The organism is Limnohabitans planktonicus II-D5, from assembly GCF_001270065.2.
Classification (GTDB): domain Bacteria; phylum Pseudomonadota; class Gammaproteobacteria; order Burkholderiales; family Burkholderiaceae_C; genus Limnohabitans_A; species Limnohabitans_A planktonicus.
Genome location: NZ_LFYT02000028.1, coordinates 1 through 20,593, shown reverse-complemented (window position 1 = coordinate 20,593; position 20,593 = coordinate 1). Strand labels below are relative to the sequence as shown.

At 60.5% G+C, this 20,593-nt stretch carries 16 protein-coding genes; 7 read left to right on the top strand and 9 right to left on the bottom strand.

Annotated elements, in window-relative coordinates; genetic code table 11:
- The first annotated feature begins 52 nt into the window (after positions 1–52).
- The 3 genes from H663_RS37050 (at position 53) to H663_RS37040 (ending at position 2,521) form a co-directional block, all read left to right on the top strand.
- Positions 53–691 carry a phosphoribosyltransferase gene (locus H663_RS37050; RefSeq protein ID WP_053175121.1) on the top strand — a complete coding sequence of 213 codons (639 nt, stop codon included), beginning with the start codon at positions 53–55 and terminating at the stop codon, positions 689–691.
- Positions 692–970: 279 nt separating this feature from the next.
- On the top strand, positions 971–1,810 hold the full coding sequence (locus tag H663_RS37045; protein WP_053175118.1) for a peptidylprolyl isomerase: 840 nt from the start codon (positions 971–973) through the stop codon (positions 1,808–1,810).
- A gap of 30 nt (positions 1,811–1,840) precedes the next feature.
- Positions 1,841–2,521: a response regulator gene (locus H663_RS37040; protein ID WP_053175115.1), complete on the top strand. Its 681-nt coding sequence runs from the start codon at positions 1,841–1,843 to the stop codon at positions 2,519–2,521.
- A gap of 3 nt (positions 2,522–2,524) precedes the next feature.
- Here H663_RS37040 and H663_RS37035 read toward each other — a convergent pair whose 3' ends face one another.
- From H663_RS37035 to H663_RS37005, 7 genes are all read right to left on the bottom strand, one after another.
- Complete coding sequence (locus H663_RS37035) at positions 2,525–4,762, bottom strand: PAS domain-containing protein (RefSeq protein ID WP_053175112.1); 2,238 nt, start codon at positions 4,760–4,762, stop codon at positions 2,525–2,527.
- 53 nt (positions 4,763–4,815) lie between these two features.
- A complete protein-coding gene (locus tag H663_RS37030) occupies positions 4,816–5,250 on the bottom strand; it encodes a host attachment protein (RefSeq protein ID WP_053175108.1) in 435 nt (144 codons plus the stop codon).
- 1,048 nt (positions 5,251–6,298) lie between these two features.
- Positions 6,299–7,435, bottom strand: a complete 1,137-nt coding sequence (locus tag H663_RS37025) for a BMP family ABC transporter substrate-binding protein (protein ID WP_053175104.1) — start codon at positions 7,433–7,435, stop codon at positions 6,299–6,301.
- A 44-nt stretch (positions 7,436–7,479) separates the two neighbouring features.
- On the bottom strand, positions 7,480–8,400 hold the full coding sequence (locus tag H663_RS37020; RefSeq protein WP_053175101.1) for an ABC transporter permease: 921 nt from the start codon (positions 8,398–8,400) through the stop codon (positions 7,480–7,482).
- Positions 8,400–9,473: an ABC transporter permease gene (locus H663_RS37015; RefSeq protein ID WP_053175098.1), complete on the bottom strand. Its 1,074-nt coding sequence runs from the start codon at positions 9,471–9,473 to the stop codon at positions 8,400–8,402. The genes H663_RS37020 and H663_RS37015 overlap by 1 nt, the downstream gene beginning before the upstream one ends.
- Positions 9,460–11,028, bottom strand: a complete 1,569-nt coding sequence (locus tag H663_RS37010; protein WP_053175095.1) for an ABC transporter ATP-binding protein — start codon at positions 11,026–11,028, stop codon at positions 9,460–9,462. Before H663_RS37010 ends, H663_RS37015 begins: the two co-directional genes overlap by 14 nt.
- 39 nt (positions 11,029–11,067) lie before the next feature.
- Entirely contained in the window at positions 11,068–12,018 is a 951-nt protein-coding gene (locus H663_RS37005; RefSeq protein ID WP_053175092.1) for a LysR family transcriptional regulator, read from the bottom strand.
- A gap of 341 nt (positions 12,019–12,359) precedes the next feature.
- Between H663_RS37005 and H663_RS37000 the strand changes: the two genes are divergently transcribed.
- On the top strand, positions 12,360–13,397 hold the full coding sequence (locus tag H663_RS37000; RefSeq protein ID WP_133240059.1) for a UPF0149 family protein: 1,038 nt from the start codon (positions 12,360–12,362) through the stop codon (positions 13,395–13,397).
- 5 nt (positions 13,398–13,402) lie between these two features.
- Here H663_RS37000 and H663_RS36995 read toward each other — a convergent pair whose 3' ends face one another.
- Both H663_RS36995 and H663_RS36990 read right to left on the bottom strand, forming a co-directional pair.
- A complete protein-coding gene (locus tag H663_RS36995; protein ID WP_083451283.1) occupies positions 13,403–13,861 on the bottom strand; it encodes a putative toxin-antitoxin system toxin component, PIN family in 459 nt (152 codons plus the stop codon).
- On the bottom strand, positions 13,845–14,108 hold the full coding sequence (locus H663_RS36990) for a type II toxin-antitoxin system Phd/YefM family antitoxin (RefSeq protein WP_053175087.1): 264 nt from the start codon (positions 14,106–14,108) through the stop codon (positions 13,845–13,847). Before H663_RS36990 ends, H663_RS36995 begins: the two co-directional genes overlap by 17 nt.
- Before the next feature lie 296 nt (positions 14,109–14,404).
- On the opposite strand from H663_RS36990, the gene xdhA reads away from it, so the two are divergent.
- From xdhA to guaD, 3 genes are all read left to right on the top strand, one after another.
- Positions 14,405–15,889, top strand: a complete 1,485-nt coding sequence (gene xdhA, locus H663_RS36985; RefSeq protein ID WP_116695919.1) for a xanthine dehydrogenase small subunit — start codon at positions 14,405–14,407, stop codon at positions 15,887–15,889.
- Complete coding sequence (gene xdhB / locus H663_RS36980; protein ID WP_053175081.1) at positions 15,886–18,189, top strand: xanthine dehydrogenase molybdopterin binding subunit; 2,304 nt, start codon at positions 15,886–15,888, stop codon at positions 18,187–18,189. Before xdhA ends, xdhB begins: the two co-directional genes overlap by 4 nt.
- A gap of 251 nt (positions 18,190–18,440) precedes the next feature.
- A complete protein-coding gene (gene guaD, locus H663_RS36975; RefSeq protein ID WP_053175076.1) occupies positions 18,441–19,766 on the top strand; it encodes a guanine deaminase in 1,326 nt (441 codons plus the stop codon).
- Positions 19,767–20,593: the final 827 nt, after the last annotated feature.

The following is a 20,593-nucleotide window of genomic DNA, read 5'->3' as shown; positions in this document are numbered from 1 at the left end:
TTTTTCGCCATTTCCTGAACAATGCCAGTCAACGCATCACACAGGATTGGCCATGTTCAAAGACCGACTGGACGCCGCGCAGCAATTGGCGCACGCGCTGCTTGCATATCGCGGTCAACACCCCCTGATTCTGGCCATTCCCCGAGGGGCGGTGCCCATGGGGCAATGGATCGCCCGGCAATTGGAGGGCGAGCTGGACGTGGTGCTGGTGCGCAAATTGCGCGCGCCCCATCAGGATGAACTGGCCGTGGGTGCCATGGATGAACACGGCAACGCCTTCATCGCCCCGTGGGCGCATGAAGTGGGTGCAGACGCCGCCTATCTGGACCTTGAAAAAGCCCGTCAGATGCACACCCTGCGCCAACGCCGGGCCTTGTACACGCCGGTGCGCCCACCGATCGATCCAAAGGGCCGCCTGGTCATCGTGGTGGACGACGGTCTGGCCACCGGAGCCACAATGCTGGCGGCCCTACAAGCCGTGCGCCGACAGGCACCAGCCAAATTGGTGTGCGCCATTCCCGTGGCCAGCGCACACGCGCTGCGCCAAGTGCAAGAGCTGGCAGACGATACCGTTTGCCTGTCCACGCCAGACGACTTCCAGGCCGTGGCGCAGTTTTACCGGCACTTTCCCACAGTGGAAGATTCAGAGGCTGTGGCCGTGCTGGGGGCGCAATTGCCCCCTCAATTCTGATGGTCGCACGCCAGGTTGGCCCCAACCCACAAATGTCGGCGACTTCTAGTACTCACGGCCACACCACGATGTTGCGCAGCCGACCTCAGAAACCTGCCCATGTTTCGATGAAAATCGAGTTATCCCCCTCAACGCTCAACGCTCAACGCTCAACGCTCAACGCTCAACGCTCAACGCTCAACGCTCAACGCTCAACGCTCATCGCTCATCGCTCATCGCTCATCGCTCAACGCTCATCACTCATCGCTCAACGCTCAACGCTCAACCCTGAACACGTACATGTCTTTTCGCGCTCCTTTTCTCAAGGCCTGCTCACCCCTGTGGCTGTCGCTGGCCCTGGCCAGCCCGCTCATGGCCCAAACCGTCTTGCCTGCCCCGTCTGCCGAAGTGCTGCAAGCCTTGACCAAACCCTTTGTGGTGGTCAATGGCCTGGTGCAATCGACCGCACATGCCGAAGTGCTGTATCGGGAACAGGTCGCCAGTGGCGTGGCCAGCAGCCCTGAGTTGCGTGAATCGGTCCGTCAGACCCTGATCAACCAGTCCCTGATGATGCAAGCCGCCCAAGCCGATGGCATCGACCTGCAACCCCTGGTGCAGGCGCAAATGGCCCTGGCCAGCCAGACCGCCTTGGTGCGCTTGTGGCAACAAAAGTATCTGGCAGACCACCCCATCACCGACGAGGCTCTGCAGCAGGCTTACCAGCAGCAAATGGCCCAGATGGGGCCCGAGGAACTGCTGATTCGGCACATCGTTGTGGCCGAGGAAAGCCTGGCCCAGCAACTGATCCAGCGCATCCAGCAAGGCGCCCCCATGAACGATTTGGCCACCGAGCACTCCAAAGACCCCGACAGCAAAGCCCAGGGTGGTCTGGTTGGCTGGGTGCCTGAAAAACAACTGGTGCCCGAAGTCGCAGCAATCATCCGCCAGATGAAACCCCAGCAACTGTGGTCAGTGCCTGTTCGCACCGCACAAGGCTGGCATGTCCTGAGCCTGCAAGAGCGCCGCCCCTGGGATGCCCCAAGTCTGGAAAAACTGCGCCCCCAATTGCTGGAACAGCTGTCCCAAAAAGTCATCGCCACCAAACTGCAAGAGCTGCGCGACAAGGCGCTCATTCGCTGATATGTCCTGAGGGTTTTGTATCATCGCCCGATGCAAGCTTACCCTTCCAACGAACAGACGCCCCCTTTGCGACAGCTTTTGCTGGTGGAGGACAACCCGCTTTTTGCCGAGCAGATCACCGATGCCATGCGCGGTCTGCCAGAGCGCTGGAACGTGCTGGAATTCAGCGAGGGCCTGCAGGCCAAAGCCTTTGTCAAAGTGGCGCTCAAGCCTTTTGACCTGGTGCTGGTGGATCTGGGTTTGCCCGATGTCAGTGGCATCGAAGTGATCCGCGCTTGCCGCGAGCGATTTGTTGATATGCCGATTGTGGTGATTTCGGTGGTGGCTTCGGAGTCAGCAGTCCTGACCGCCATTGAAGCCGGGGCCAACGGCTACATACTCAAGGACGAATCCATCGAAGAAATCACCAAAGGCATCGAGCAAGTGCTCAAGGGGGTGTATCCCCTGAGTCCACGGCTGGCGCGTTATTTGTTCAAGCACCTGTCAGTCAGCAGCGAAAAGCCTGAGGAACGTCTACCCGTCAAGCTCTCGCCCAGGGAACACGAAACCTTGCAAGGGCTCGCGCAGGGCCTGAGCTATGAGCTGGTGGCCGAAAGCATGGGGGTGACGCTGTCGACGGTGCAGTCCAACGTGCGCAGCCTCTACCGCAAGCTGAATGTGAAATCGCAATCCCAGGCGGTGAGCATGGCGCGAAGTTACCAATTGCTTTGAGTCTTACGCTGAATCGGTTTGCGCCGCCTTAGAGACATCCGGCACCTGCAGGATGATTTCGACCCCGGGGTGACGTTCGATCAGCTGGAACTTGCCGCCGATCTCGCGGGCCCGGTACTGCATGTTGTTCAGGCCACGCCCGCGAACCTTGGGCAGTTGCAGGCCTTGTCCGTCGTCACGCACCGAGACTGTGAGCAAATCCGTGGGGGCATCGTAGTGCGCTGAAAACCACACATTCTGTGCGCGGGCATGCTTAAAGGCATTGTTGAAGGCCTCCTGAATCAGGCGCAGGGTTTGCAGAATTTGGCGTTGCGGCAAAGCAGGCAAACCCGCCAATTGGCTGTCCCAATGCAAACGAGGACCGTTGCCAGAAAACCGTCGCTCGAGTCGGTGACGCAAGTCAATCAGCGCCTCGTCCAGGGTGATGTGCAGTTGTCCCAATGTGTCCACCACCAAATGCAAATCCGCCGTGATTTCGTGCAGGAATTGGGGGAATTCCTCAGGCCGAATGCGGCCCTTTTCGGCCAGCATGCGCACGCCCGCCAACTGCGATCCGAATCCATCGTGCATGTCACGCATGAGCTGTTCACGCTCTTGCAGCCTTGACTGTTCGAGCTGCTGTTGGAGCAGGATGCCGCGCGCGCTTTCGGCTTCGCGCTTGGCATGCACCATGGCGGTCTGGTCAATCAGGACTCCCTCGTACAGCACTGATCCGTCGGGCAAGCTGCGCGCCACGGCTTCCGTGCTGACCCAGCGCATCTCGCCACTGAAATGAAAAATCCGGAACTCCATGCTGAAGGTATCGCGCTGATCCAAAGTGCGGGCGATGAACTGTTGCCATGCGGCCCCATCGTCCACGTGCAAGATGTCCAGAAAGGGTTTAGGGTCGACCAGCAAGCTCTTGCGGTCCAGCCCCGTGAGCTCCAGAAACCGTTGACTGACAAACAAAAATTGCCCTCGCCTGCCCCCCTGCCGATAGACCAGGGTGTAGGTGCCCACCGGAATGTTTTCTGTCACCTCATAGGCCATGCGTTCTGCGGCACGCATCTCCAGCAACTCACGGTCGATGCGCGATTGCTTGAGCGCTGTCGCCAGATTGCGAAAGAGCAATGTGCCCAGGGTCATGAGCATGGCACTGTAGGTGTAGGGAAACAGGAAAACACCTTCAAAATCGGTCCGCCCCGTCAGTCGCAGCCAATCGAGCATGCCCGAAAACACCAGGGCCAGCGCCATGCCGATGGTGATGAGTTTGATGGGATTGCGCGACTCAATGGCCCAACGCATGAAGAACAGCAATAAGACGCTGGTGGCCAATAAAAAGGGTAGAAAAAAGACAACCAACACGATCCTGGAATTACCGCTGAGCCCCAGCACCAGGGGTCCCACCAGGGCAAAGCCCACCAAGACAAGGATCATCCAACGGCGCAATTTGTCAAACAATGACAGCATGGTGAGCAAAGCCATCGGAGCGACCACCAGACGCGATGAAAACACCATCCAGGTGAACACTTCAACATGGATGACGGGGTTGCTCACCGTGAGATTGAGCAGGCCCAGCGCATGGGCGATGGACGCGATGCCAAACCAAAGGTAAGCCTGCTCCTTGCGTAAGACCCAACTGACAGCCAAGGACAAAATGCCCAAAAGAGCACTGACCCATGCCAGGCCGCTCAGAAATTCGATCTTGAGCCATTGCAACACCCAGTAAGCGCCGTCATGCAGTTCATCCAGATCACCCACCTGGACCTTGGACAAACCATTCATTTGCCGCGCCGTGGCATAGAGCTCCAGTTCAATGACGTTGTCACCGACAAACCAGACACTGGAGGGGGTGCTGAACAAATTGACCTTGTGCAAGCAGCGCAGCTCTTCCAATCGGCCCTGGTCGCAGTTGAGGATGAACTGGCCATTGATGTACAAGGCACCCGACAGGCTCAACTTGGACACAAACACGCCCAGCGGCTCGGCCGGAACCCGCGTCAAAGGCACGGTGATGCGGTAACGCACACGGCTGCCTGCGGGCAAATAATCTTGTGGCTGCAGGATATGGGGCAGCGTCACCTCGCGACGCCCGGCCATGCTGGTCAACTCAGCTTTGTCAATGACCCATTTATTCGGCGCAGTGGCCCATGCCGCGTGACTGAAGATGGCGCACCCAAGAAAAATCAGCAGCCAGGCCATGCAGCCTGCCAGGCGTCGCAGCGCATGGCTTAGCCAGGTAATTAGGGCTTGTGCATCCATGCCCCTGATGTTAGCGCCTGTGCCCTGTGCAAAGGCAATCTACTGCAGATCACTCACACCCCGAATTCGACGCGCACCTTCCTCTCCAATTCATGGACCGGCAAAGACGTCAAGTCCAGAGAATGCTTGAGCGAGATGATTTTTTGAACTCCAGGGTCCAATTGCGCCAACAGTTCCCCCATGAAGGGATCGGAGGCAAACAAAACGATGTCCTCAACGCTGTGAGCCAAGACAGCCTCTCGCAGCCACAGCGCCAACTGGTGCGCAAATTCAAGTCGTTCACGGTGCTTGAGATCCATGCGGGGTGCCAGCCCTGTGCGACCGCCGATCGAATGGCCCAAAGGTGCCCTTTCCAGTTCGCTGGCCAGCATGCTGCCCTCCGGGTGCATCCAGTCGGCCAGTTCGATCAATGGCTCCAACAAGCTGGTGCGTTCAAACAATCGGGCCACAGAGGCGTTGGCCGTCAAAATCCAGTGCTTTTGCGCCATATCGGCAGCCTTTCAACCAAAAGATTCAAACTTGAATTTTTCGGGCTCAGGGCTTGTGGGTCAATTGATCAGGGGGTCTATACCCTTGATCGAACCTTCACCAGAAAACGCAACCGAGGCCCCCTTCGCCCGTGACGTACGAGATGACATGTCTCAAAACTGTTGTAGGTCGGCGGTCGAAGACCCCGACATGGGCCTGTGCCCAAACCCATCATGTCGGACTCTGCGAGTACCGACCTACGAGATGACGTGCCTCAAAACTGTTGTAGGTCGGCGGTCGAAGACCCCGACATGGGCCTGTGCCCAAACCAACCATGTCGGACTCTGCGAGTGCCGACCTACGAGATGACCTTTCTCACACATTGATGTTGTAGGTCGGCGGTCGAAGACCCCGACATGGGCCTGTGCCGAAACCAAAAATGTCGGACTCTGCGAGTGCCGACATACGAGATGACCTTTCTCACACATTGATGTTGTTGGTCGGCGGTCGAAGACCCAGACATGGGCCTGTGCCGAAACCAACCATGTCGGACTCTGCGAGTGCCGACATACGAGATGACATGCCTCAAAACTGTTGCAGGTCGGCGGTCGAATACCCCGACATGGGCCTGTGCCGAAACCAAAAATGTCGGACTCTGCGAGTGCCGACCTACGAGATGACCTTTCTCACACATTGATGTTGCAGGTCGGCGGTCGAATACCCCGACATGGGCCTGTGGCGAAACCAACCATGTCGGACTCTGCGAGTGCCGACCTACGAGATGACGCGCCTCAAAACTGTTGTAGGTCGGCGGTCGAAGACCCCGACATGGGCCTGTGCCGAAACCAAAAATGTCGGACTCTGCGAGTGCCGACCTACGAGATGACCTTTCTCACACATTTCAAACCTCAACGTGCCGGATCAATTGGCCTCAGGGCAGCGCAACCATCCAGGCAACGCCCAACACCAAAGGCCGATGCTTGAGCGCATGAAAAAAGGCTGCCAGGACTTTCGCCCTTGCAGCCTTTTTTTACAGAGCCACTGCGCGCAGTGGCCCCGTCATGCGACTTATTTGCCGCCTGGGATCTTGCCTTCCACGCCCTTGACGTAGAACATCACGCCGCCCAGGAACTTGTCGTCGGCGACAGCGTCTTTGGCCAACATTTCTTTACCAGCCTGGTCCACGATGGGGCCCTTCCAGATGGAGAATGTGCCGTCTTTCAGACCAGCTTGGATCTCACCGATGCGCTTTTTGGTGTCTTCTGGCACGTCAGCGGCCACGTTGACCATCTCGATCGCGCCTTCTTTCACGCCCCACCAGCTTGAACCAGTGCTCCACTTGCCTTCCAGGGCTTCACCCACGGCCTTGACATAGTAAGGGCCCCAATTGATCACGGCCGAACCCAGGTGGGCCTTGGGGCCGTAGGCGGTCATGTCCGAATCCCAACCGAAGGCACGCTTGCCCATTTTTTCGGCGGTCTGCAGCACAGCCGACGAATCGGTGTTTTGCATCAACACGTCAGCGCCGCCGTTGATCAGCGATGTCGCGGCTTCGGTTTCTTTCGGTGGGTTGAACCACTCGTTCACCCAAACCACTTTGGTCTTGATCTTGGGGTTGACCGACTGGGCACCCATGGTGAAACTGTTGATGTTGCGCACCACTTCTGGGATTGGGATCGAAGCCACCACACCCAGCGTGTTGGTCTTGGTCATCTTGCCCGCGATCACGCCAGCCATGTACGCGCCTTCGTAGGTGCGGCTGTCGTAAGTGCGCATGTTCTCGGCGGTTTTGTAGCCGGTGGCGTGCTCAAACTTCACGCCCTTGTTGTCAGCCGCCACTTTGAGCATGGGCTCCATGTAGCCGAAAGTGGTGCCAAAAATCAGCTTGTTGCCTTGGGCAGCCATGTCGCGGATCACGCGCTCAGCGTCAGCGCTTTCTGGCACTTTTTCAACGAAGGTGGTGACCACTTTGTCGCCGAAGGCTTTTTCGATTTCTTTGCGACCGTTGTCGTGCGCAAAGGTCCAGCCGCCGTCGCCCACAGGGCCAACGTACGCAAACGCGATCTTCAAAGGCTCAGGCTTGGCCGCAGCGGGTGCTTCAGCTTTGGGGGCTTCTTCTTTTTTGCCACAGCCGACCAGTGCGGCGGCAGCCACAGCGGTCAGGGCCACCATCTTGACGATGGAGCGCTTGGAGAGGTCTGTCATGTCAGGTCCTTTTGAACAGGGTTACAGGGGTTGAAAAAAAGCAATTATGAACCGGGATAAAAGGGTTTGCCCAGCGAGGCCGGCATGTTCACGCGAATCCAGGTCGGGTTGCGCGAAATCAGGGCCAGCACCACGATGGTGGCGATGTAAGGCAGCGCCGTGAGCAACTGGCTGGGCACTTGCACGCCCACCCCTTGCAAATGGAACTGCAGCATGGTCACACCACCAAACAGGTAAGCCCCAAGCAATACGCGTGCCGGACGCCATGTGGCAAAGGTGGTCAAGGCCAGCGCAATCCAGCCCTTGCCCGCCACCATGCCTTCGACCCACAGCGGGGTGTAGATCACCGAAATGTAGGCCCCCGCCAAGCCGCACAGTGCGCCCCCAGCCACCACCGCTGCCAAACGGATGCGGCGCACCGGGTAGCCCAAAGCGTGGGCCGAAGCGGGTGATTCGCCCACCGCCCGCAGCACCAAACCGGTGCGGCTTTTGTAAAGGAACCAAATCAGGGCCAACACCAGCGCCATCGCCCCATAAACGAGCGGGTGCTGCTTGAACAAGGCGGGCCCCACCAGGGGAATGTCGGCCAAATAAGGCACCGCAAAATGGGGCCGGTCCGGCAGCTTTTCCTTCACATAGCCAATGCCCACAAAGGCCGAAAAGCCCACACCAAACAAACTCAGCGCCAGCCCGGTGGCGTACTGGTTGGTGTTCAGCCAAATCACCAGCACCCCAAAAATGGTCGCCAGCACCGCGCCCGCGCCCATGCCCGCGACAAAGCCCAGCCAGTCGTTGCCGGTGTGCACCACGGCCGCAAAACCGGCAATCGCCGCGCACAGCATCATGCCCTCGGCCCCCAAGTTCACCACACCGGCTTTTTCATTGATCAGCAAACCCAAAGCGGCAATGGCCAGCACCGTCCCCGCATTCAGGGTGGCTGCAATCAGCAATGCATAAGACTCCATCACACGCCTCCTTTCTTGACCGCCACCCAGCGCAGACGGTAGGCCACCAGCGTGTCACACGCCAACAAACAAAACAGCAGCAAACCCTGGAACACGCCCGTGATCGACTTGGGAAGGCCCAGGCGAGATTGGGCCAGCTCGCCGCCGATGTAGAACATGCTCATCAGCACGGCCGACAGCACCATGCCCGCCGGGTGCAAGCGCCCGACAAACGCCACGATGATCGCGGCAAAGCCATAACCCGCAGGCACATAAGGCGTGAGCTGGCCAATCGGCCCCGCCACCTCCAACGCACCCGCCAAACCTGCAGCCCCACCCGATGTCAGCAACGCCACCCACAGCGCCTTGCGCGAAGAAAACCCGGCATACCGCGCCGCATCAGGCGCCAAACCGCCCACTTGCTGGGCAAAGCCCGCCCGCGTGCGGAACAAGAACACCCACAGTAAACCTGCACCCACCAGCGCCAAGAGCAAGCCCACGCTCACGCGCGAACCGCTCATCAAACGCGGGATCTGCGTGACCGCCTCAAAGGTTTTGGACTGCGGAAAATTGAAACCCGCCGGGTCTTTCCAGGGGCCATAAACCAAATAGCTCAGCACCATGTCGGCCACGTACACCAGCATCAGGCTGACCAAAATTTCACTGGCATTGAAGCGGTCGCGCAACAGCGCCGTGATGCCGGCCCACAACATGCCGCCCAACACCCCCGCCAGCAACACGGCCAACACGATCCAGCGGCCTGTGTCTTTGTCGGCCAAGAGCGCCACGCCCCCGGCGCACACCGCGCCAATGACAAACTGACCCTCGGCACCGATGTTCCAGACGTTGGACCGGAAACACACCGACAAACCCAAAGCAATGACCAAGAGCGGTGTGGCCTTGACCATCAACTCGCCCAGCGCGTAGCTGGTTTTGATGGGTTCCCAAAAGAACATCTGCAGCCCGCGCACCGGGTCTTTGCCCAGCGCCATGAACAGCGCCACGCCCAGCAGCACAGTGAGCACCAGCGCCAGCAGAGGCGAGGCGTAAGTCCACAGGCGCGAGGCCTGGGGACGGGGTTCAAGCCGCAGCATGTTGGGCTCCTTGTTGGGCAGGCGCGGCAGAAGTTGCAGAAGAGGAATCTGGCCACAAACCACTCATCCACTCGCCAATGCGCTCTACCGTGGCCTCGGCACGCGCCACAGACGGCGACAAGCGCCCCTTGGCGATCACATGCAATCGGTCAGACAACTCAAACAATTCTTCCAACTCCTCACTCACCACCAACACGGCACAACCCGCGTCGCGCAGCGCCAAAATTTCGGCGCGAATTTGCGCCGCCGCGCCCACGTCCACGCCCCAAGTGGGTTGTGAAACGATGAGCAATTTGGGAGCCGCGCTGATTTCGCGCCCCACAATGAACTTTTGCAAATTGCCGCCCGACAGCGACTGCGCTGCGGCATCCGGCCCAGAGGCCTTGACCTTGAAACGGTCGATGATGCTGCGGGCCTGATCGGCCAGCGCGCTCATGCGCACCCAGCCGCCCGCCCCCACGGCCTCGCTGCGCGTGAGCAGCAGGTTTTGCGACAAACTCAGCGAGGGCACAGCGCCCCGGCCCAAGCGCTCTTCGGGCACAAAATGCAGGCCCATTTGCCTGCGCGGCACCGGCCCCAAAGCCGCCACCGCCTGGCCAGACAGGCTCACACTGGCCACGCCGCACTGCACGCCCGAGCGGGTGTCTTCACCCGACAAGGCCCACATCAATTCTTTCTGGCCATTGCCCGACACCCCGGCCAAGCCCACCACCTCGCCTGCACGCACCTGCAAGCTGATGCCGTCCAGGTCCACGCCAAACGGGTCTTGCCGCGTGAGGCTCAAGCCCTGCACAGACAACACCACCTCGCCCGGCGCACGCGCCACATGCTGCAAAGCCGGGGGCTCGGCCCCGATCATCAAACGGCTGAGCGAAGCGTTCGTTTCTTCTCGCGGGTCGCACACACCCGTGAGCTTGCCACCGCGCAGCACAGTGCAAGCAGTGCACAGCGCCCGAATTTCGTGCAACTTGTGTGAGATGTACAAAATGCTCACGCCCTGGCTGACCAGCTTGTGCAAGACCACAAACAATTTCTCGACCGCTTGCGGCGTCAGCACTGAAGTGGGCTCGTCCAAAATCAAGAGCTTGGGCTCGGTCAACAAGGCGCGGATGATCTCCACCCGCTGCATCTCGCCCACGCTCAGGGTGTGCACAGGGCGCTCGGGCTCCAGGTCCAGGCCGTATTCGCTGGCCTTGGCCACAATGCGCTCGGTCACTTCGGCCAGGCTCAGCGACTTGTCCAGGCCCAGCCACACGTTTTCTGCCACGGTGAGCGTGTCAAACAAGCTGAAGTGCTGAAACACCATGCTGATGCCCAGCTTGCGGGCTTCTTGCGGGTTGCGAATTTGCACCGGCTGGCCGTTGAACACCACCTGACCTTCGTCGGGTTTGACCGAGCCGTAAATGATTTTCATGAGGGTGGACTTGCCCGCGCCGTTTTCGCCCAGCACGGCATGGGCCTGGCCGGGCATCACGGTGAGCGACACGTCCTGATTGGCCACCACGCCCGGGTAGCGTTTGGTGATGCCTTGCAAAGACAAAAGGGGTGTGGTCATGTCTGTGGGTGTTCTTGTTGGTTTTGTCGTCAGGAAGGTTCAGGCAGCTGTCGGGGGCGACAACTGCAAAGCGCTGATTTTCACTTGTTCTCGCAGCCACCGGGCCGCCTCGGCGTTGTGGCTGCGTTCGTGCCAAAGCTGGTAATAGACCATCTTGGGAAAAGGCACCGGGCACGGCAGCAAGGCCAACCCGGAAGGCAGGTCGCCCTCCAGAAAGCGCTGGCAGTAGTGTCGCCCAGTGGTCAGCACAAGCAAACTCGATGCCACCATGCGCGGCATCAGGCCAAAGTAGGCGCAGCGTGCGGCAATGTGGCGCGCCAGCCCCAAGCGGTCCAGGTGTTCGTCGATCACGCCGCGCCAACCCGGGTAGGCCGGCATGGGCGCAATGTGCTCGCAGGCCAACCAGTCATCTTGCGTCCAACCACGGCGCACCGCCGGGTGTTTGCTGCTGACCAGACACATGATGTCGTCTTCAAACAACTGGGCTCGGTGCAGCTCCTCGCTGGGCTGGGCCCAGTTGCCAATCACCACATCGATCAGGCCCTGACCCAGATCGTGCGCGTATTGCGCCTGCGCCGACAAGGCATGCACCTCGACCCGGCAGCCCGGCGCCAATGACTTGATGCGGGCCATGACCGAGGGCAAAAAAAGCGGGTCCAGCGTGTCGCTGGCGGCAATGCGAAATGTCTCACAGGCATTGGCCGGATCGAACACCCGACTTGGCGAAAACAGGCTCTCAGCCGATTGCAAAATTTGCGACACCGGCCCCAACATCTGCAAGCCCACATCGGTGGGCACCATGCCGGTGCCCGAGCGCACCAAAATCGGGTCGCCCGTCAGCTCGCGCAGGCGCTTGAGCGCCACGGACACAGCCGGCTGCTGCTGGCCCTGGCGCATGGCGGTTTTGGAGACACTGCGTTCGATGAGCAAGGTGTGAAGGGTGCGAATGAGTTGAAGGTCGATCTTGTCGAAAAGATGCGGCTGCTTCATATCGGAATCCAGATGATCGTTATGGCTGGGCGCAGGCTCTTTTCAGGGTTAACCCCGAAACTTTTGAATGCCATACGTGCTAATGAATCGATCACACCCATGCCTTTGTCTCTGTGTTTTCTTGGTGTTGGTCTGCCCCTTGGTCAAGCCGGGGCTTTGATGGAATGCAGGCGAATGTAACACCAGCCATGGTGATGAATCCAAAGGCAAAAATGGGCACGACCGCTTGCCATCGAATAGCCATGGCTTGTCGCGATGCACTTGAAGATACAAGCCAGCGTGACGATTCTTGCCGAAAAAATACTGACTGACCCTTCGCACGAGTCGGCACAGTTGCTCCCATGATCTGCCGCAGGACCGAAGACATCGACATCATCCATTCCCCGTTGTCGCAGACCTACAGCGCTGACAGCCAAAGCTTGCGCGTTCTGATCTACCGCCTCCCAGATACCCAGTGGAGCCTTGAAGTGGTGGACGAAGCGGGCACCTCCACCGTTTGGGATGACCTGTTTGAAACGGACAAGCAAGTGCTGGAAGAAGCCTTCATGGCCATTGAGTCCGAAGGCATTGGCAGCTTCATCAGCAAGGCCCACCACGAGGACAAAACCGCAGAACCGGCGTTGCTGAAAGCCTTGGCACAGGGAAAAATTCAACCCACAGTTCAAGAAGTGCAGGACATGATGGCGCCACTGTCCGACGCGGATCTTGCAGAACTCGATCAGTTTTTGCTTGATGGCGTGGACAACGACGAAGCCATGACGCTGGACACTCTGGACGGGTATTTGCACGCCATCGCCATTGGGCCGCAAACCATCATGCCCAGTCAGTGGCTGCCCAAAGTCTGGGGCGAAGACAGCGCCGTGATGCCGCCCATGGACAACCTGGAGCAGTTCAACAACATCATGGGCCTGGTCATGCGTCACTACAACAGCATCATTTCTGCCTTTCAGCACAAGCCACCGTTTGTGGCGCCCTACTGGGGCATCCGCAAATACGAGACAGGCGTGTACGAGGACGCGGAAGGCTGGGCCTACGGTTTTACCGAAGGCGTGGCGCTGAACCGCGCCGCATGGAAACCCTTGTTTGACACCGCGCAAGGCCAGCAGTGGTACAGGCCCATTGGCTTGCTGGGTGAAGAAGCGTTTTCTGCCGAACAGGACGAGCTGACCAAAACACCCCCGCAGCGCGAACAACTGGCCCAGCAAATTGAAAACAGCTTGGTCAACATCCACGCCTTTTGGCTGCCGCTGCGCCAGGCCATGTACGAGCGAGAAACGTCCCAACGCTTGCGCACCAAGGTCGGCCGCAACGAGCCCTGCCCCTGCGGCAGTGGCAAAAAGTTCAAGAAATGTTGTGGATCAGCGGCTGAGTTGCATTGACCGTTTCACGATTTCCTGGGTGGGCCCCCAGATCCGACATGCCCTTCAAAAACCAATGACTTGAAGTGGGCCAACTGGAGGATTTGAATACTGCGAAAAGGGTGCATTTCAAGCAAATGAACATCACTTGAGATCAAGAAATCCGCCTGAGCCGCCACGGCCAATTCCAGAAACTTGTTGTCCTTGGGGTCACGGCATTCGGCGATCGGAGACAGGTCATCCACCCACATCACGGCTTCGCGGAAAAGTCGGACCCAAACCATCCGTTGATCAAGAGGTCGCCAGGCGTTGAATTTTTCTCTGGCGAGCACGGCGACCAACTCGTTGAAAGTATCCGCCGAAACAAACACCTCGTGCTCCAACACGGCGCGGCGCAAAATTTGTGCAGGCTCTCGGTCTGGATTCAAGCAAGCGGGAATGAGCGAACTCGTGTCAAAAACGATTCTTTTACGGACGGAGCTCATGGACGAGTTCGTTCAGCTGTTCGGGTGTGAGCTCAGGGGCCTCTGGGCTGGCAGAAGGCATGGCATCCATGAATTGAACCCATTGCCGAGCCTTGTAATCGCGCAGGGCTTCAGTGGCCATGGCATAGGGAAGAATCATCATGGTGGGCGTGCCATATTGGGTCACAGCCACAGGCTCACCGCCTTTGACGATGTTGGCAATCGATCCGAATCGGTTTTGAACTTCTGCAGATGAAAGGGTTTTCATGGTCACATCCTGGACATGTTAGCTAACATGGACATCTTAGGGAGCTTGTGCAAGAAGTCAAGCCGGATGAAACAACATAAGGGGGGCCAGCCAAATTGACAGGCATTTTCAGTGTGGCACCTGCTCAGGCAGAAAAACGCATGGCGCAAGCACACACTCAACACCCTGTCTTTTATGGCGAGCGACGGGGTGCAAGCGGCACAACACATGCTTGCAGTCCCATATGGGGTATCTCAAATTTTGCATATGACCCAGAAGGCTTTGGACTAGCATGAAGCACGCCTTGGACGATGCCCATGAAACCAACTCTTCACCCTGTTACCGAAGCTCCCCTGCGCTTTTGGCACAGCGATGCGGTGGTCGAGCGCCATCACGTTCCCCCAGACCGCACCCTGCTCGACCTGCTGCGCGAGGACCTGCGCCTCACCGCCACGAAGGAAGGCTGCGCAGCGGGCGACTGCGGGGCCTGCACGGTGGTGGTGGCCGAAGCTGTGAACGGGCGTTTGTTGTACCGCGCCGTCAACAGCTGCATCAAGCCCGCCCACGCCATTGACGGCCAGGCCCTGTGGACCGCCGCCGATCTGGCCCAGAGCAACGGCACGCTGCACCCGGTGCAGCAGGCCATGGTCGAGTGCCACGGCTCGCAATGCGGCTTTTGCACACCGGGTTTTGTGATGAGCTTGTTTGCGCTATACCAGCGCACGGTGGCGCAAGGCCAGGCCGTGGACAGCCACCGTGCCCATGAGGCTTTGTCGGGCAACCTGTGCCGCTGCACCGGATACCGGCCCATCGTGCAGGCGGCTTGCAGCCTGCAGGCCGATGCCGCGCAGGCCGTGAATGAACAGCCCATCGTGGCGGCGCTGCAAAAGCTCTCGGCAACCGAAAAAACCGGCGGCAACTACCTGCGCCCCAACACCCTGCACGCTTTGCTGCAAGCCCGCGCCCAGCACCCCCAGGCGCAGCTGATCGCCGGGGCCACCGACGCCGGGCTGTGGATCACCCAGGGCCTGCGCCGCATGCAGCAGATCATTGACCTGACCCGCGTGGCCGAGCTGCGACGCGTGGAACACTACCCGCACCACATCGCCATTGGCGCAGCCGTGAATTTGCAAGACGCGTTTGAGGCGCTGGCCGCCGACCGTCCCGTGATAGCGCCCTTTGGTGAACGCTTTGCGGGCTGGCCGGTGCGCCAGTCGGGCACGCTGGGCGGCAATGTGGCCAACGGCTCGCCGATTGGTGACAGCATGCCGCTGCTGATCGCGCTGGGCGCGCAAGTGGTGCTGATGGCTTGGCGCAACATCAAAGGAAAAGGCCGCACCGTGCACCGCCATGTGCCGCTGGACCGGTTCTACACCGGCTACCGCCAAAGTCTGCTGGCCCCGGACGAGGTGCTGGCCTGGGTGGTGGTGCCCCGCCCTGCGCCCGGAGAATGGCTGGGTGCGTACAAGGTGTCCAAGCGGAAAGAAGACGACATCTCGGCCGTGTGTCTGGCGGTGCAGCTGCATGTGCAAGATGGTCACATCACCGCAGCACGCATCGGCGCAGGCGGTGTGGCTGCCACGCCCGCGCGTGCCGTGCAGACCGAGGCCGCGCTGATCGGCAAGCCTTGGAGCGAAGCCACTTTGCAGGCCGCGCAGACCGCCATTGCGGATGAGTTTTCGCCGCTCAGCGATTTGCGTGCCAGCGCCGATTACCGCCGAACCATCTTGGGCCAACTGCTGCGCCGCGCCTGGCTGGAGAGCACCGGGCACAACACCGTTCGACTGGAGGCCCTTACATGAACACGCCGTCCACCACCCGCAATACTACCCACAGCAGCACCCACCGCTTCCACGAAAGCGCCACCGCACAGGTCCAAGGCTGCGCCAGCTACATCGACGACCTGCCGCTGGTCGAAGGCACGCTGCACGCCGCGCCGCTGATGAGCCCCCTGGCCAACGCCCAACTCATCGCCATGGACCTGGAGGCGGTGCTGGCCGCGCCCGGTGTGGTGGGCACGGTCACCGCGCAAGACATTCCGGGTGACCCGCTGCTGGCCACCTTTGTGCACGACGAGCCCATTTTTGCCGGGCCGCAGCTCATGCATGTGGGCCAGGTGATGGGCTTGGTGGTGGGCCACAGCCACACCCAAGCGCGGCGGGCCGCACGCCTGATTCGATTGCAAACGAAGAACGACACGCCCTTGCTGCACGCCCGTGAGGCGATGCAAGCGGGCAGCTTTGTGCTGCCCCAAGTCACGGTGCAGCGCGGTGACGCCTCTGCGGCCTTGAGCAACGCACCCCACCAATTGCAAGGCTCGCTGGAGATCGGCGGGCAAGAACACTTTTATTTGGAAAGCCAGATCGCCTATGCGATTCCGCAAGAGAACGGCCACTGGTTGATCCACAGCGGCACGCAGCACCCGGGCGAGGTGCAGCACTGGGTGGCGCACGCGCTGCACATCCCGCTGTCGCAGGTGCGGGTGGTGTGTCGGCGCATGGGTGGCGGCTTTGGCGGCAAAGAAACGCAGGCCGGGCATTTGGCTGTTTGGGCCGCGCTGGCCGCGCACAAGTTCGATCGGCCCGTGAAGCTGCGGCTTGACCGAGGCGACGACATCCTGATCACCGGCAAGCGCCACCCTTTCAGCCACGACTGGCAAGTGGGCTTTGATGCGCGTGGCCGCGTGCTGGGTTTGGATTCGGTGCAGCTGGTCCACTGCGGCCACAGCGCCGACCTGAGCGGCCCGGTGGCCGACCGCGCGATCTTCCACACTGACAACGCTTACTTCTTGAGCGACCTGCACATCACGTCGCACCGCTGCAAAACCCACACCCAAAGCCACACCGCCTTTCGAGGCTTTGGCGGGCCGCAGGGGGTGCTGCTGATCGAGACCGTCATGGGGGACATCGCCAGGCACTTGGGGCTGGACGCGCTCGATGTGCGCTTGAACAACCTGTATGGCGTTGGGGAGCGCGACACCACGCCTTACGGCATGAAGGTCGAAGACAACATCCTGCACCCGCTGATGACACAGCTGGCCGAGCGCTGCGACTACCGCGCACGCCGACAAAACATCAGCGATTGGAACGCCCAGCAAACCGTGATCAAGAAAGGCCTGGCGCTCACGCCGGTCAAGTTCGGCATCAGCTTCACCGCCACGCAGTTCAACCAAGCCGGAGCGGTGGTCTCGGTCTACACCGACGGCAGCGTGCGCGTGAACCACGGCGGCACCGAAATGGGCCAGGGCCTGCACACCAAGGTGTGTGGTTTGGTGGCGCGTGTGTTGGGCTTGCCCGCCGCCCAAGTGCAGGCCAGCGCCAGCGACACCGACCAGGTGGCCAACGCCAGCGCCACGGCGGCCTCCAGCGGCACCGACCTCAATGGCCGCGCCGCCGAAAACGCCGCGCTGCAGGTGCGCCAGAACATCGCCGCCTGCATCGCCAAGGCCGATGCCTGCTCGGCAGACAAAGTGCGTTTTGAAAACGGTCAAGTCATCACACCCGTGCGCCAGCGCAGCTTCACCGACGCGGTGCAATACGCCTACGGCCAGCGCGTGCAGCTGTGGAGCGACGGCTTTTACGCCACGCCCAAAATCCACTACGACCGCACCACGCTGACCGGTCGGCCGTTTTATTACTTCGCCTACGGCGCGGCCTGCAGCGAAGTGGCCATCGACACCTTGACGGGCGAATACCGCATGCTGCGCACCGACATCCTGCACGACGTGGGCCATTCGCTGCACCCCGAAATCGACATCGGCCAGATCGAAGGCGGCTTCGCGCAAGGCCTGGGCTGGCTCACCACCGAAGAGTTGGTGTGGAACGCCAAAGGCGAGCTGCTCACCAAGGGCGCGAGCACCTACAAGATCCCCACCGCCGCCGACATGCCCGCGCAGCTCAACATCGATCTGTGGCTCGAGGCCAACCGCGAAGACACGGTGGGCGGCAGCAAAGCCGTGGGCGAGCCGCCCTTCATGCTGGCCATCAGCGTGGTGGAGGCGCTGCGCGACGCCATCGGTGCCACCCGCCCTGGCCAAACACCCATCCACCTCGACACCCCCGCCACCCCCGAGCGCGTGCTGGGCGCTATCCTTGCACGATGACGACGCTTTTGAACGAGGGGTCAGATCCCAATGATGCAGGAGACATTAGCCCATAGGTCGGCACCTTCAGGTCCGACGTTCGTGGGCTTGGCATCGGTCCATGTCGGGGCTAAAGCCACCGACCTACAAGAGACCGTCCTCGTAGGTCGGAGCTTCAGCTCCGACATTTGTGGCCTGAGCGCAGCTCCATGTCGAAGCCGTGACTTCGATCTTCAACAACTTTGACCGTTTGATTCCAGCTTATTAAACCCATGACCTCTCCTTCCTTTTTCCAAGGCTGGCGCGCTGGCCTGCTGTGGTTTCCTGACCCGCAGATGCCGCAAGCCCAGCACGAACAAGATGGCCTGCTGGTGACCGCCCGCGAAGCCGACGGCATCGTGCGCATCCAGGCCATAGGCCCCTACCGCGATCTCGCCCCGCAATTCCCCGACTTGCCTGTGACCCACTGGCCCGGCCTGTGCATCGCGCCGGGCTTTGTGGATCTGCACATCCACTACCCGCAAACCGATGTGATCGGCTCGCCCGCCGAAGGCCTGCTGCCTTGGCTGGAGCACTACACCTTCCCGCACGAAAAGCAGTTTTCCGAGCCTGCCTACGCCCATGAAGTGACCGCGTTTTTCATGGACGAGCTGATGCGCCACGGCGTGACGACGGCCCTGTGCTTTGCCACCGCCCACCCCGAGTCGGTCGATGTGTTCATGGCTGAAGCGCAAAAGCGCCAGCTGCGCATGGTCACCGGCAAGGTGCTGCAAGACCGCCACAGCCCCGACGGCCTGCGCGACACCGACACGGCTTTGAGCCTGCGCCAGACCGAAGACCTGATCCGCCGCTGGCACGGCGTGGACCGCCTGGGCTACGCCATCACGCCACGCTTCGCGCCCACCAGCAGCCCGGAGCAGCTGCACGGCGCGGGCGAGATCGCGCATCAGTTCCCCGATGTGTGGATTCAATCGCATGTGGCCGAAAACCTGGATGAAATCCGCTGGGTAAGCGAGCTGTTCCCCGAAGCGCGCAGTTACCTCGATGTGTACGACCGCGCCGGCCTCTTGCGCCAGCGCTCGGTGTATGCGCACTGCATTTACCTCGACGACACCGACCGGAGACGCATGGCCGAAGTGGGCGCAACCGCCGCCGTCAGCCCCACCAGCAACCTGTTTTTGGGCAGCGGTTTTTTTGACTACACCGCCTCGGACGCGGCTGGCCTGCGCTATGGCCTGGCCAGCGATGTGGGCGGCGGCACCAGCTTCAGCCCCTTCCACACCATGCACGCGGCCTACACCGTCGCACGGCAAAACGTCGGCCGCCCGGGCATCAGCCTCGCGCCCGAACACCTGTGGTGGCAACACACGGCGGGCGCCGCGGCCGCGCTGGACCTGGGCGGCAAAGTCGGCAACCTCTTGCCCGGCTGCGAAGCCGACTTTGTGGTGCTCAACCCGAGGGCCACACCCCTGCTGGCAAGGCGAACGACGCAAACCGAGACCCTGGCCGAATGGCTGTTCGCGATGATCGTGCTGGGCGATGAGCGCTTGATTGCGCACACCGTGGTGCAGGGCCAGCGCGTGAACATCGGTCGGTAGGTCGGCGGCAACAGAGCCGTCATGCGGCCTGTGCCGAAGCGGGCAATGTCGGCTCTGTTGCTACCGACCTACGGGGAGCCACGGAGTTCCGTAGGTCGGTACTCGAAGAGTCCGACGTTTGAGAGCTTGGGCGCTATCTTGATTCAACCATTGCGGGCTTCAGCAGGCCCATGTCGGGGTCTTCGACCACCGACCTACGAAAACCCACAGGCCTTGCCCTGTAGGTCGGTACTCGAAGAGTCCGACGTTTGAGAGCTTGGGCGCTATCTTGATTCAACCATTGCGGGCTTCAGCAGGCCCATGTCGGGGTCTTCGACCACCGACCTACGAAAACCCACAGTCGGCGTCTTTGACCGCCAACATACGAAAACCCACAGGCCTTGCCCTGTAGGTCGGTACTCGAAGAGTCCGACGTTTGAGAGCTTGGGCGCTATCTTGATTCAACCATTGCGGGCTTCAGCAGGCCCATGTCGGGGTCTTCGACCACCGACCTACGAAAACCCACAGTCGGCGTCTTTGACCGCCAACATACGAAAACCCACAGGCCTTGCCCTGTAGGTCGGTACTCGAAGAGTCCGACGTTTGCGAGCTTGGGCGCTATCTTGATTCAACCATTGCGGGCTTCAGCAGGCCCATGTCGGGGTCTTCGACCACCGACCTACGAAAACCCACAGTCGGCGTCTTTGACCGCCAACATACGAAAACCCACAGGCCTTGCCCTGTAGGTCGGTACTCGAAGAGTCCGACGTTTGAGAGCTTGGGCGCTATCTTGATTCAACCATTGCGGGCTTCAGCAGGCCCATGTCGGGGTCTTCGACCACCGACCT